The sequence below is a fragment of the Bifidobacterium scardovii JCM 12489 = DSM 13734 genome (assembly GCF_001042635.1).
GTDB lineage: Bacteria > Actinomycetota > Actinomycetes > Actinomycetales > Bifidobacteriaceae > Bifidobacterium > Bifidobacterium scardovii.
Map to the genome: position 1 here is coordinate 1,275,803 of NZ_AP012331.1, position 12,944 is coordinate 1,288,746.

The following is a 12,944-nucleotide window of genomic DNA, read 5'->3' on the forward strand; positions in this document are numbered from 1 at the left end:
TTTTCGTCGAGTTGTCGGTGCCGCAACCGGTTGCCATATCAGGGGTCGCACCGACAACTCGCGGTTCGTGTGTTTTCGGGGCCCCATACTTGAGATATGGGTTGTGCGAACGCCGGAGAGGAACGAGGGTAAGGAGGCCCCAATGCTGATCGTTGCCATAGTGCTGATGGAGATCGTGATCGTGGCGATCGGCGTCTTCATGATCTGGAAACCCGAGATCCTGTGGAAGATAGAGAATTTCCTCAGCGTCAAGGGCGGCGAACCCACCGAATTCTATCTGGCCATGCAGCGTGTCGGCGGCGTACTGCTGCTCGTGCTGTCGGTGTTCCTGCCGTTCATCGTGCTCGCGACACAGTGACCGCCACGGCCGTTATGACCGTTCCAAGGCATCGCCGAGAAGATCGCGGTATGCGACAGTCCATCCTCTGCCGCGTACTTAGGGTGCTGTGTCGTTAATTCGTTGACTATGTCTGGCTCTCCTCTCTGAAGCTGAGCCGTCGATCAAGCGCCGGAGGCGTTTGTAGGCGAAGGCGAGGCGACAGCCGAGCGGACAAAGCTCGGCCCACAAGGCCGTCCTTGATTGCAGGCCGAGCTGGCCGCGCAGCGGTCTGAGGGGAGTGAAAGCAATGGTCCGAATCAGGTGAACGCGGTTCTCCACGGCCGCTGCGACACAAGTTCCATCGTATGGAATCGTCGTGCTCCCGCCGGCGGGAGCTGGCTCGCGCAGCGAGACTGAGGGTGGTCGATACGGTACCGAAGGGCCTCATACGCATGCAGTCCGCTGGGATTGATGTCGCACGCGAGAGCATCCGCACAATACGCAAAGCGGCTTCATGCCTTTCACAAAGGCGTGGATCCACTTTGCGCTATAGGACGGATAACCGGACGGATCCAGACGCGAAACTTGCTGTAATAACGGGGTTGCCTTGGCTTGGCAAATCTATAAACCGAGTTACACGATATTTATCCGCAGTTTGTTCTGCGTTTGGCGTGTACGAACAATACAGGAAACATTATCGCGTCTTTTCCAGGGATCCGGTCAAAGAGTCGGAAGCGCAAATGTTTGCAAACAATGGCTCGAGCACGCCTAACGGCAATATGAACGTCGGTTGAATCGATCCCGAGACAGAGTTCTCGGAAAGTTTCGGTGCATGGCATGTCGAAACGGCTTCGCGTTCATGTACCGGTGTTTTCCTTTCCTCCGGTTGCTGAAGAAACGGCGACCCAATCCAGTGGAAGGAATAACTTATGAGCATCAAGCGTTGTGGCTCAGCCATTGCGTTCTTGTGTGCGGCTGGCCTGCTGCTGTCCGGTTGCGGGGCGACCGCAAGTGATGGCAGTGATCAGGCCGCTTCGACGTCCGACGGCAAGAAGACCATTACCGTGTTCATCTCCGGTGATACGAATGTCGATGATTTATGGAGCAAGGGCATCATTCCTGCATTCGAGAAGAAGAATCCCGACATTCAGGTCAGGACCCAGTTGGATCTTCACGGTGAACACGACCAGCAGACCGTGGCCAAGCTCGCCACCTCAGTGAATGACCAGAAGGATCCCGGATACCAGCTGATCGACGCGGGTTGGGTTACCGGTCAGGCCGCGAAGGCCGATCTGCTCGACAAAGTGAGTGAATCCGATGAGCCGGCTTTCGCCGACATTCCCGCTGATACGGTCGCCGGTGGCAAGGGGGTCGGCATCCCGTACCGTGCGTCATCCGTACTGCTTGCGTATGATTCCACCAAGGTCAAGGATGTTCCGAAGACCCTTGCCGATCTAATTGCTTGGATCAAGAAGAATCCCGGCCAATTCGCATACAATTCCCCGGCAACCGGTGGCTCCGGCGGTGCTTTTGTCACCACCGTGCTCGATAGTCATCTGGACAAGGAGCAGCAGGACAAGTTGCGCCAGGGACAGGATCAGGCGTCCGAAGCCGCATGGAAGGCTGGCTTTGACGAGCTTGCTTCGCTCAATCCATACGTATATCAAAAGGGCGTGTATCCGAATGGCAACGATCAGGTCATTCAGATGCTTGGCAATGGTTCCATTGCAATGGCGCCGGTGTGGTCCGATCAGTTCATTACCGCCCAGAAGAACGGCACCGTTCCCGAGACCATCAAATACACGCAGATTTCCGATCCGTCACTCAATGGCAGCGCTTCTTACCTGGGGATTCCCAAGACCGCTGACAACAAGGATGCAGTCAAGAAGCTCGTCGATTTTGTGCTCAGTCCGGAAGGGCAGGAAATCGTTTCCGATCAGGTGTCCGGCTATCCGGTCATCAATCTGGACAAGATGGACTCTGCCGTAGCGACGAAGTTCAAGGATGCCGACCCATCCGCTCTCCGCCCGTCCTATGATTCGGAAGTCACCTCCGATATGAATAATCAGTGGGACAAGCTGGTTCCAGGCAAATGACGGTTTCGCAGACGTCACCGGCCGACGCTGGCATGGCGGATCAGGGGAGGACGACGAAACGTCGTCTGCAGAATCGCAGGAATCTCATTGGGTTCCTTATGGCTCTGCCCCCGATCATCGTGCTGGTGCTTTTCGTCGGGCTTCCTGTTGTCCTCGCAATCCTGTTCAGCTTCGGATATACGGGTGGTTTGAATCAGGTTTCCGCTCAGATCGGTCAGCATGTTCATGCCGGCACGCCGTTTACCGTGGCTGCGTATGGAGACATCATCTCCGATCCGCGATTTGTTCGTGACCTGTGGGTCACGCTGTTGATTACCGTGGTGAGTACCTTGTTCGTGCTCGTGTTCACGGTGGGAATCGCAGTGTACGCACGGCTGACCAGATCAAAGGTCGGAACCCTGCTGACCAGCATGGCGATCATTCCATTGTTCATTCCGGTGGTGATTGCCTCGTGGGCCAACCTGACGTTCTACTCATCCAACGGTTTCATCCGATCGTTGTTCGCCCAATTCCATGTGGAAGGTCCCACGCTTGGATTTACCACTGCCGGTGTGATCATTGCATCAATTTGGGTGAATCTGCCGTTCGCGACCCTCATGGTCACGTCAGGAATCGAGGGTATTCCCGACGCGTTGATTGAAAGCGCGAGAGATGCGGGTGCCTCGACCATGCGTATCGTCTGCGAGATTCTCATTCCACTCGCCAAAGTGCCGATCCTGATCGCATCCACGTTCACCGCCATCGGTGTGCTCGGCCAGTTCACCGTGCCGTATTTCACCGGGCCGAACGCCCCAAGCATGCTCGGAGTCGACATTTCCAAATATTTCCAATCATTCAACCAGCCGCAACAGTCGGTGGCGATCGCCTGCGTGATTTTTGTATTCGCTATCGGCATCGCTGTCGCATACATCAAAGTATCAGTTGGGGACAGTGGAAAGAAAGAAGGTGAACGATGAACGGGCAAATCCGGCATGTGCTGGGAACGATCGTGAAATGGCTGATCGTCCTGTTGACGGCATTGTTTATTGTCGGTCCATTTCTGTGGCTCGTCGTTCATGCATTCGCCACGTCTTGGAAATATCCGAATCTGTATCCGGACGGTTTCACGCTTAAGTGGTGGAACGTCGTATTCGCCGACGACAAACTGGAATCCGCCATCGGCAACAGCCTGTTCTTCGCGCCACTGACCGTCGCCATCAGTTCCCTGATCTGTCTGCCCGCCGCGTACGCGTTCGCGCGCTTTGACTTTCCTGGTCGCCGACTGTTCCAAATCAGCCTGTTTGCGGTGAACGCGTTCCCGAAAATGGGATTGTTCGTATCCATGGCGGCCATTTTCTACGGTATGCATCTCATGGAATCCGTGACCGGTATCCTGATCATTCATGTCATCAGCACGTTGGTGAACATGACTTGGATTCCGGCCGCCGCATTCGCCAGCGTTCCGCGAAACCTGGAAGAGGCTGCGGCTGACGCAGGAGCTGGTAAATTCCGCGTATTCCTCTCGGTGACCTTGCCGATGGCCGCGCCTGGCATTCTGGTCGCCGTGGTCATGTCGTTCCTTGCGTCGTTCGATGAATCCCAGGGAACGTATCTGGTCGGAGCGCCCAAGTACATGACCATGCCGACGCAGATGTATTCCATGGTGCTCAATTATCCGGAACAGGTGTCAGCCGTATTCGCGCTTCTGCTGGCGATCCCGTCGACGGTGCTGCTGCTCGCATGCCGCAAGTACATTGTCGGCGGGCGGTTGGCTGAGGGTTTCCAAATCCGCTGATGACCATGACAACCACGTTGAAAGAATAATCATGAACGATATGACAGCGAGCGATGCCGGAGGCCTTCGCCTTGAAGGTTTGCACAAATCATTGGGCGGGCGTCGAATCATCAAAAACGTTACTCTCCATGTGCAGCCTGGTGAACTGGTGTGTTTGCTCGGACCCTCCGGATGCGGCAAGACCACCACGTTGCGCATGATCGCAGGGTTCCTTCACCCAGACAGAGGCAGCGTATGGATGGACGGAGTCGATGTCACCGATCTCGGCGCGGAAAAACGCCCCAGCGCCCTTGTCTTTCAGAATTATGCGCTCTGGCCTCATATGACCGTCGAAAGGAACGTGAGCTTCCCGCTGCGCGTAGCCAAACGTCCCAAGGGCGAAATCGTGAAACGAGTCGACGCCGCGCTTGAAATGGTCAATCTGACCGCTCGGCGCAATGTGCGTCCCTCCCAAATGTCCGGTGGCGAGCAGCAGCGTGCCGCGCTGGCCCGAGCGCTGGTCCAAGAACCCAGCATCCTTCTGCTGGATGAGCCGCTGAGCAACCTCGACGCGAAACTACGAGAAAAAGTCCGTGAGGACATTCGGGAGATCCAACAACGACTCGGCATCACCACGATTATGGTCACCCACGACCAGCAGGAGGCCATGGCGGTTTCCGATCGGATCGCGGTCATGCACGATGGTGTGCTCGAGCAAATCAGCAAGCCGGAAGACCTGTACACACATCCGAATACAGAGAACATCGCGCGTTTCATCGGCACCATGAGCGAATACGACAAAGCCTTCGATCCGAAAGGATACGGTGTGAAAGATCACTGGCTGGTCCGCCCGGAAGATGTGGTCTACGCCCCGCAAGGCCAATTGCAGGTGACTGGTCAACTCCCGTCATTCACCGCCCGGCTGACTCGCGTCATTCCTCATGGCCGCTACGAGGACATGTGGTTCGACGCATTCGACGGAACAACCATCATCGGGCTCCGCCCACTCGGCGACACAAGACTCCATATCGGCGACCAGGTTGACATCACTGCAAGCAAGGCCTATCACTATCACGACAACCAGCTCAAGGAGATTCTCGCATGAATATGCGTTTCGCCGCGCATCGCGGTGTACATGACGCCGACAAAGGCGTCAAGGAAAACACGCTCGCCGCATTCAAGGTCGCGGTCGCAGAGCATGCCGATCTGATCGAACTTGATATACGACTCACCAAAGACCGACGAGTGGTTGTCAATCATGATCCCGATCTGGAGCGGGTCTGGGGAGACGCTCGCCGTGTCGAAGACGTCACGCTGGCCGAACTGCAGGAGGCGAACCAGAATCCCGACAACCGGGTTCCTCTCCTGTCCGAGGTGCTGACGCTCATCCACAACAGCGGATCCTTGTTGCTCATCGATATGGACAATGCGCGGGTTGCCGAGCCCGCTTACCAGGTCGTGCATGATATGGGCATGGAGAAGGAGGTCGAATGGTGCGGGCTGCCCGAAGGCATGCAGGTTATCCGCGATCTGAGCCCCGAGGCGATCATATGGCTTGCATGGGAGAGCGGCCGACTGCCGCAGGAATCGGATCTGCAAGCCATGAAGCCGCAGGTCATCAATCTGCCGTATATCATCGTCGGTCCGCGGCTTGTCGGGCGCGCTCATGAACTTGGGCTCAACGTTCATTGTTGGACCGTCGATGAGCCGGTCTTCGCCGAGTATCTTGCCGGCATTGGTGCAGACGGCATCACATCCAACCGTATGGGTGCGATTCGTGCCGCGGCACTCAAAGCCGCCGACGGCCCCCGTACCGATGAGGTTGACGAACTTCGGGCGCTGTATACGGCACGGCATATTGCGCAGGCGGCAGTCGCGCTGATTCGTGAATCCGGAAGCGAATACCGTACCAATATACATGGCAAAGCCACTCCCGCTGACCTTGTCACCGATCTTGACGGACTCATCGAATGTCAGGTGCGCGATGCCTTGGCTGCGCAATTTCCCGACATTCCCGTCGTCGGGGAGGAAATGGGTGGCAAGGAACCTGATAGCGGGTGGTGCTGGTTCGTCGATCCGCTCGACGGTACCATCAACTTCGCCAACGCAGTGCCGTGGTTCAGCTTTTCGCTCGCACTCGTATGCAATGGCGAGCCTGTAGTCGGAGCGACCATCGATCCAGCCGGTTGGCGCGTCGTTACCTCATGGCGAGGCCACGGCGTTTGGATCGATGACAGGCAATGGGAACTGCCGGAGCGGACCGTCGACGAGCGGGATCCCATCAGCGGAACCATTGTTTCCGTTGAGCTCCTGAACAATGTCGCATGGCCGTGCCTGCCGCATATGTTCACAGAACTCTCCGATCGCTTCTGTATGCTGCGCATTCCCGGGACCGGAACCAGCACGGTCGCCGGGGTCGCCTTGGGACGCGGCGTAGCCAGCCTGATCGGTCGATTCGGTCCAGTGGACCACTATGCCGCAATCCTCCATGTGCATGAAGTCGGAGGCGTCGTCATGGATGAATATGGTCGGGAGACCATGAACCCGAGGGGGCAGGGCTTCTTCGTCGCCCGTGACCATGAAGTCGCCGGCATCATCGCGCACATGTGGCATCGGGCACGGACGGAGCTTGAAGAACAGCGGTGACAAGAGCGTTTCGCGAAATCCTCCCAGGCGCGCGAATCGTGCAAGAAGGCCGTTGGACGCCTTGGAAGTTAGGGCATTCAACGGCCTTCGGATGCTTACCGCCCGTCGCCCGTCTGCCGCCTACTGGATATCGGAGATGGGCTTGCCGAGTTCGCCCCGTATGCGTGCGGTGCATGAGATGATCGCGGCGGCGATTGTGAACACCCAGATGACCGCGAATCCGACGGCCACGTTCGAGGAGAGCACCACGCCGACGAGCAGGGGCACGAATACCTCCAGCACACTGATGATGGTCTGGGAGATGCCCGTCGCGTAGCCGATGAACCTCTTGGGCGGAATGATGGCGAGCAGCGAGCCCGTGGACTGCTTGTTCATGAACTCGCCCAGAGTCTCCAGCACAGCCGCCGCAAGCAACGCCTTGGTGTGTTCGCTGCCGGTCCCATAGTCGATGCGTGAAACGTGATTGACGGCAGATGACGCCCGCCTGCGCGTCCGGGCCGAACATCCGCCAGCCGCGCTCCCTGAGCAGCCCGATGAGTGTTTCGGACGTATCGGGAAGGAACGGAAACGCCATCGACCTGGCGCCCAGCGAATGTGCCTGAACTTCCGCGGCGTCGAGCAGCCGTTCCAGCATGGCGGGCTTGTCCGCGACCTTGTCCGACAAGAGCACGGCGCTGTTGCCCATATGCCGGCCTCCCAACACCAGCGACGGCAGCAGGTCGGCGGCAAGATCGTCATGCAGGCCGACCATGGCCGCCGCCTTGGCGTCGCCCATCTCGTTCGCGGCCCGCACCACCATGCGATCGGGACGGCCCAGGACCCATACCGAGCGATCGGTGGCCAACGCGCACGGCAAGCCAGCAACCCATGCGCCGGACCCGTCCACATCGACCAGGTACCGCATCTCCGTGGCAGCGTTGCGTTCCTGCAACGCCAATCCCACCGTGCCCAACGCGATATCCGGCAACATCGGCATGATGCCATTCCATGTGCCCACGTCCAATTCAGACGCACGCTCGTACGTCTCGATCACTGCTTTCCCCTCCCGCACCGGCAGATTCACGATAGTGGAAACCGCATAACAAAATCCCCTCTCGGGAAAGAACCCGAGAGGGGATTTATCTCAATTCAGCTGCCTTGTGGCTGCCTCATGAGTATGGATCGCTGGAATTCCAACGATCTCAGCGCTCTGCAACTCAGATGTGGAAGTACAGCTCGTACTCCAGCGGGGTCGGGGCCAGACGGGCCTGATCGATCTCGCCGCGCTTGATGTCGATCCAGGTCTCGATCAGATCCTCAGTGAACACGTCACCGGCGGTCAGGAAGTCGTGGTCGGCTTCGAGCGCGTCCATGGCCTCGGCCAGGGAGCTCGGCACCTGCTTGATGCCGGCGTGCTCTTCCGGAGGCAGCTCGTAGAGGTCCTTGTCGACCGGCTCCGGGGGCTCGATGTGGTTGAGGATGCCATCGAGGCCGGCCATGAGCTGGGCGGAGAAGGCCAAGAACGGGTTGCAGGACGGATCCGGGGCGCGGAACTCGATGCGCTTCGCGGCCGGGGAGGTGCCGGCCAGCGGGATGCGGATGGCTGCGGAACGGTTACGGGCGGAGTAGACCAGGTTGACCGGCGCCTCGAAGCCCGGAACCAGGCGGTGGTAGGAGTTCAGCGACGGGTTGGTGAAGGCCAGCACGGAGGAGGAGTGCTTGATCAGGCCACCGATGTACCAGCGGGCCAGATCGGACAGGCCGCCGTAGTTCTTCTCATCGTAGAACAGCGGCTTGCCGTCTTTCCACAGGGACTGGTGGCAGTGCATGCCGGTGCCGTTGTCGCCCGCGAGCGGCTTCGGCATGAAGGTCGCGGCCTTGCCGGCCAGAGCGGCGGTCTCGTGCACGACGTACTTGTACTTCATCAGGTCGTCGCCCGCGTGCTGCAGGGAGTTGAAGCGGTAGTTGATCTCCTGCTGGCCGGCGCCGGCCACCTCGTGGTGCGAACGCTCGAGGATCAGGCCGACCTTCTGCAGGTTGGCGACCATGTCGTCGCGCAGATCCTGGGTGTGGTCGATCGGCGGAACCGGGAAGTAGCCGCGCTTGACGCGGTTCTTGAACGCGATGTTCGGGGTGCCGTCCTCCTCGGTGTCCAAGCCGGTGTTCCACGGGGCCTCGATGGAGTCGACCTCGTAGAAGGAGCGCTGCATCGAGTTCTCGTAGCGCACCTTGTCGAAGATGAAGAACTCGGCCTCAGGAGCGAAGGAGGCGGTGTCGGCGATGCCGGTCGCCTTCAGGTAGGCCTCGGCCTTGCCGGCGACCTGGCGCGGATCGCGCGAGTACGGCTCGTCGGTCAGCGGGTCGACGATGGAGAAGGCCACGTCGAGGGTCTTGTGCTTGCGGAACGGATCGACGAAGGCGGTCTCGATGTCCGGGACCAGCTTCATGTCGGATTCGTTGATGGCCTGGAAGCCTTCGACCGAGGAGCCGTCGAACGGCATGCCCTCATCGAACGCATCCTTGAGGAATTCGCTCGCCGGCACGGTGAAGTGCTGCTGAACGCCGATCAGATCGGTGAAGCGAACGGAGACATACTCGATGCCTTCCTTGTTGATAAGGGCCTCGGCGTCAGCCTTGGTTTCAAGTGCAGTCACGGGACCGCTCCTTTCGTGAAGTAACTTACAGGCTATAAGTCTAGAAAGGAGCATTTCGCAGGCTCGACGGTTCGGTTACGAACATGTTTCGGATTGTTGCACGGCATGCGCGTTACGGCGGAATGACGCGGGATGCCGGGTTTGGCGGAGCATGAAAAAACCCGCCGGACCGAAGGGGCTGGCGGGTTGGAACGGGTGGAACGGCCTTCCGGGGCGGTCATCGACCGCGCATCGCGCGGCGGCTGACGTGCTGCGGGCGGTTCGGATCCACGCCCTTGGGGATGCCGTAGCCGGCCTTGGTCTGCAGCGTGCGCAGGCGCGCGTTGAGCGTGTCCAGCTCCTCCTTGGTGAGCATGAAACGGCGGCGCGGGTGGATCTTGGCCACCAGCGCGTTCTTGTGGTCGGTCGGCATATAGGCCTTCTGCTTCATCACGGTCTTGCGCAGGTCCTTGAGGCGGACCTGCTTGTCACCGGTGCCCACGAAGATGCGGTAGACCGGGATCCGGGAGCCGGCGGTGACGCCCTTGATGCTCTGCTCCTGGCGTTCCATCGCACGGGCGACGCGGCCGTACTCGCCCTCGCCCAGCAGGTAGATGCCGTTGTAGCCGGTGCCGCGCCAGATGGCGTCCTTGGTGCGCGGGTCGATCCACACGGGCTGCTCGGGGAAGTTGAAGCCGGCCTTGTTGATGTTGCCGAGCACGCTGACCGAGGCGCCCGGGCGGCCCTCCAGCTGCTTGTAGCCGACGGCGTCGGCGCGGCGGGTGAGCACCATCGTGGCGAACAGCAGGCCGAGCATGATGGCGGTGATCATGATGAAGATCCACGTCAGCCACGTCCACTTGAGCACGATCCCCAGGATGACGAACACCACGATCGGCGCAAGCCCGGCCCCGGCCAGCAGCCACGGCAGCTGCTTGTCCTCCTTGGACGTGTACTTGTAGATCTGGATGACCTGCTTGATCGTGCTCTGCTTCTTTGGCTTCGCTTCCTTTGCAGCCATGTATTTCCTCACTTGCCTAGGGATGGACACACTATTTCACTACTCTACCAGCAAGGCGGGTCCGCCATGCGGTTTGAGGGAGCCATGCCGGCGGGGCGCGCATGATCCGCCGCCAGCACCGCCGGCAGGCGCCGTTCGCCGTGTGTTCATCGTCGCGTATTCCTCATCGCGTATTCAGCGGGCGGCCGTCGGCCTTGAGCAGCGTCTCGCCGAGCGCTTCGCTGAAGGTCGGATGAGGGTGGATCAGCCTCGCGGCGTCGTGCAGCGGCACGCGGTTGCCGATGAGCTGCTCGGCCTCGGCGATCAGGTCGGACGCGATCGGGCCGATGATGTGCGCGCCCAGCACGACCGGCGTATCCGGATCGGCCACGCTCGCCCCGGACACCAGCGAAATGGATCCGCCGGATCCGCTCATCAGCATGCGCGCATTGCCCATCATCGGGTACACCGTCTCGCTCACCTCGACCAGATCGTCGCGCGCCGAGGCCTGGTCGAGCGTCAGGCCGACGCACGCCGCCTCGGGGGAGGAGAACACGACCTGCGGGATGGTCGCGTCGTCCACCGGCTTCGGGTCGAGACCGGCGATGGCCTCGGCGACGGTGATGCCCTGCTCGAACGCGCGGTGGGCGAGCGCATGGCCCGGCGTGACGTCGCCGAGCGCCCAGATGCCCGGAACGCTTGTGCGGCCCAGCTGGTCGGTGACGATCAGGCCGTGGTCGTCGCGCGCGATGCCGGACGAGGAGAACCAGCCGGCATCGGTGATCGGGTCGCGGCCGATCGCGGCCAGCACGATCTGCCCGTACACGGTGTGGTCTCCGTCCTCGCCGTCGCGCGTGTAGTGCACGGTCGCGCCGAGGTTGGCTCCGGTGTCGACCTGCGTGACATGGGTGCGGGTCACGATGGTCAGGCCGTGCCGTTTGAGCTCGCGGGTCAGCGTCGTCGCCGCCCGGCGGTCCCATCCCGACAGCACGCGGTCCTTGCGGATCAGCAGCGTCGTCTCGCATCCGGCGGCCTGCCACATCGACGCGAACTCCAATGCGACGGCCCCGGCGCCGATGATGACGGCGCTGGCGGGGAACTCGTCCAGCGACAGCGCGGTCGTCGAATCGATGAGCGCGCCGCGGAACGGGATGCCCGGCAGCGGGCGCGGGCGCGACCCGGTGGCGATCACGACGTCGCCGGCCTCGATTGTCACATCGCCGTCGAGCGGCTCGGGCACGCCGGCCTTAAGGTAGCGCTCGACCTGCGCCGAGCCGGGCGACGGGCTGACCGTGACCGAGCCTGGCGCCACGGCGCTCGCCTCGCCGTGGTAGACGGCGACGCCGCGGTGCGCGAGCAGCCCGGCCAGCCCCTTGGTCATGGTGTCGACCACGCGCAGCCGATAGTCGCGCAGCGTGCCGAAGTCGATGCCGTTGACGGAGGCGTTGACGCCGAGCTCGGCCGCGCGGTGCACGGTGTCGATGGTGTGCGTGGCGGTGATCAGCGCCTTCGAGGGAATGCATCCGCGGTTCAGGCAGGTGCCGCCGAGCGTGCCGTCCCGTTCGATCAGCGCCACCTTCCTGCCGAGCTCCGCCGCGCGCAGTGCGGTCGAATAGCCGCCGGGACCCGCGCCGATGATCGCGATATCGTATTGTTCGCTCATACCATGCCTCCTTGCTGCAGACGATCCAATACTATTACGGCCGTTGCGACCGATCCTGAAAGGCCGGCCCGCATACGCGAACAGGCCAGCCCGAAGGCTGACCTGTTCGATCGATGTCCCTACCGGAACGCCGCCTGGGCGGACGCCGGACACGGCCCGTGCTCAGGCCATGGATTTCGCTGGAGGCTCACTCCGGCCAGTTGCCGCGCTTGGGGGAGCGGGGCTTGGGCAGGCGCCAGCGGCGCACCTGGATCGCGCGGCTCCAGGCGTAGGACCCGGAACGCGAACCCTTGGAAACCGAGGCCTCGCCGAACTTGTCGATGAGCTTCTTCTTCAGCCCGCGCCACATGATGGCCACGTCGATGATCACCGCGAACAGATAGACGTACATGAGGATCATCATCGGCAGCGAGAGCGCCGGATAGACGGTGGTGACCAGCATCGACCCGATCAGGATGACGAAGGCCACGGGGATGAAGAACTCGCCGAGGTTGAAGCGGGCGTCCACGTAGTCGCGGATGTACACGCGCCACGGCAGGCGCTCGGCCTTCGGCATGTGGTTGATGTCGCCGGTGCGCATCGCCTCGTACTCGGCGTCCTCCTTGGCGCGCAGGCGCTCCTTGGCGGCCTTGGCGCTGGCCTTGCGGTCGGCGGGCACGAGCGGGCGTATGTTCTGCGCCTGGGCCTGCTTCATCTTCGGGGTCGGGCGGCCCTTGCCCTGGGTCGGCGCGGGCTTGGCGGCTTCTTCGACCGGCTCCTGAGCCTTGTCTTTCTTAAACGGATTCCATGTCATGATTGCCCAGATTACGGTGACGCATAGACGCTGCAATGCCAAGCCCCGCAAGCCCGGGCGCG

At 61.0% G+C, this 12,944-nt stretch carries 11 protein-coding genes; 6 read left to right on the forward strand and 5 right to left on the reverse strand.

Annotation, left to right across the window (positions count from 1 at the left end; all coding sequences use genetic code 11):
* The first annotated feature begins 142 nt into the window (after window positions 1–142).
* The 6 genes from BBSC_RS05220 (at window position 143) to BBSC_RS05245 (ending at window position 6,814) form a co-directional block, all read left to right on the forward strand.
* Complete coding sequence (locus BBSC_RS05220; RefSeq protein ID WP_197074452.1) at window positions 143–358, forward strand: DUF6199 family natural product biosynthesis protein; 216 nt, start codon at window positions 143–145, stop codon at window positions 356–358.
* Window positions 359–1,248: 890 nt separating this feature from the next.
* Window positions 1,249–2,415, forward strand: a complete 1,167-nt coding sequence (locus BBSC_RS05225; RefSeq protein WP_033518696.1) for an extracellular solute-binding protein — start codon at window positions 1,249–1,251, stop codon at window positions 2,413–2,415.
* The gene (locus BBSC_RS05230) at window positions 2,412–3,371 is read left to right on the forward strand and encodes an ABC transporter permease (RefSeq protein ID WP_033518694.1); all 960 of its coding nucleotides are present in this window, start codon (window positions 2,412–2,414) and stop codon (window positions 3,369–3,371) included. Before BBSC_RS05225 ends, BBSC_RS05230 begins: the two co-directional genes overlap by 4 nt.
* Window positions 3,368–4,189, forward strand: coding sequence for an ABC transporter permease (locus BBSC_RS05235; RefSeq protein ID WP_046726206.1), 822 nt, complete (start codon window positions 3,368–3,370; stop codon window positions 4,187–4,189). Before BBSC_RS05230 ends, BBSC_RS05235 begins: the two co-directional genes overlap by 4 nt.
* 31 nt (window positions 4,190–4,220) lie before the next feature.
* Window positions 4,221–5,273 carry an ABC transporter ATP-binding protein gene (locus BBSC_RS05240; protein ID WP_051923140.1) on the forward strand — a complete coding sequence of 351 codons (1,053 nt, stop codon included), beginning with the start codon at window positions 4,221–4,223 and terminating at the stop codon, window positions 5,271–5,273.
* Window positions 5,270–6,814, forward strand: coding sequence for an inositol monophosphatase family protein (locus tag BBSC_RS05245; RefSeq protein WP_051923139.1), 1,545 nt, complete (start codon window positions 5,270–5,272; stop codon window positions 6,812–6,814). The genes BBSC_RS05240 and BBSC_RS05245 overlap by 4 nt, the downstream gene beginning before the upstream one ends.
* Window positions 6,815–6,934: 120 nt before the next feature.
* Here BBSC_RS05245 and BBSC_RS05250 read toward each other — a convergent pair whose 3' ends face one another.
* The 5 genes from BBSC_RS05250 to BBSC_RS05275 form a co-directional block, all read right to left on the reverse strand.
* Window positions 6,935–7,213 carry a hypothetical protein gene (locus BBSC_RS05250; RefSeq protein WP_033518692.1) on the reverse strand — a complete coding sequence of 93 codons (279 nt, stop codon included), beginning with the start codon at window positions 7,211–7,213 and terminating at the stop codon, window positions 6,935–6,937.
* A gap of 797 nt (window positions 7,214–8,010) precedes the next feature.
* Complete coding sequence (gene glnA, locus BBSC_RS05260) at window positions 8,011–9,447, reverse strand: type I glutamate--ammonia ligase (RefSeq protein WP_033518688.1); 1,437 nt, start codon at window positions 9,445–9,447, stop codon at window positions 8,011–8,013.
* Window positions 9,448–9,664: 217 nt separating this feature from the next.
* A complete protein-coding gene (locus tag BBSC_RS05265) occupies window positions 9,665–10,447 on the reverse strand; it encodes a DUF4191 domain-containing protein (protein WP_033518687.1) in 783 nt (260 codons plus the stop codon).
* 163 nt (window positions 10,448–10,610) lie between these two features.
* The gene (locus BBSC_RS05270; protein WP_033518685.1) at window positions 10,611–12,089 is read right to left on the reverse strand and encodes a dihydrolipoyl dehydrogenase family protein; all 1,479 of its coding nucleotides are present in this window, start codon (window positions 12,087–12,089) and stop codon (window positions 10,611–10,613) included.
* A gap of 187 nt (window positions 12,090–12,276) precedes the next feature.
* Window positions 12,277–12,882 carry a DUF3043 domain-containing protein gene (locus BBSC_RS05275; RefSeq protein WP_033518683.1) on the reverse strand — a complete coding sequence of 202 codons (606 nt, stop codon included), beginning with the start codon at window positions 12,880–12,882 and terminating at the stop codon, window positions 12,277–12,279.
* Between the last annotated feature and the right edge of the window lie 62 nt (window positions 12,883–12,944).

What these genes read in the sequence shown, in the direction of transcription:
- BBSC_RS05220 (WP_197074452.1), top strand. Translation starts at nt 143, where the DNA reads ATGCTGATCGTTGCCATAGTGCTGATGGAGATCGTGATCGTGGCGATC.
- BBSC_RS05225 (WP_033518696.1), top strand. Translation starts at nt 1,249, where the DNA reads ATGAGCATCAAGCGTTGTGGCTCAGCCATTGCGTTCTTGTGTGCGGCT.
- BBSC_RS05230 (WP_033518694.1), top strand. Translation starts at nt 2,412, where the DNA reads ATGACGGTTTCGCAGACGTCACCGGCCGACGCTGGCATGGCGGATCAG.
- BBSC_RS05235 (WP_046726206.1), top strand. Translation starts at nt 3,368, where the DNA reads ATGAACGGGCAAATCCGGCATGTGCTGGGAACGATCGTGAAATGGCTG.
- BBSC_RS05240 (WP_051923140.1), top strand. Translation starts at nt 4,221, where the DNA reads ATGAACGATATGACAGCGAGCGATGCCGGAGGCCTTCGCCTTGAAGGT.
- BBSC_RS05245 (WP_051923139.1), top strand. Translation starts at nt 5,270, where the DNA reads ATGAATATGCGTTTCGCCGCGCATCGCGGTGTACATGACGCCGACAAA.
- BBSC_RS05265 (WP_033518687.1), bottom strand. Translation starts at nt 10,447, where the DNA reads ATGGCTGCAAAGGAAGCGAAGCCAAAGAAGCAGAGCACGATCAAGCAG.
- BBSC_RS05270 (WP_033518685.1), bottom strand. Translation starts at nt 12,089, where the DNA reads ATGAGCGAACAATACGATATCGCGATCATCGGCGCGGGTCCCGGCGGC.
- BBSC_RS05275 (WP_033518683.1), bottom strand. Translation starts at nt 12,882, where the DNA reads ATGACATGGAATCCGTTTAAGAAAGACAAGGCTCAGGAGCCGGTCGAA.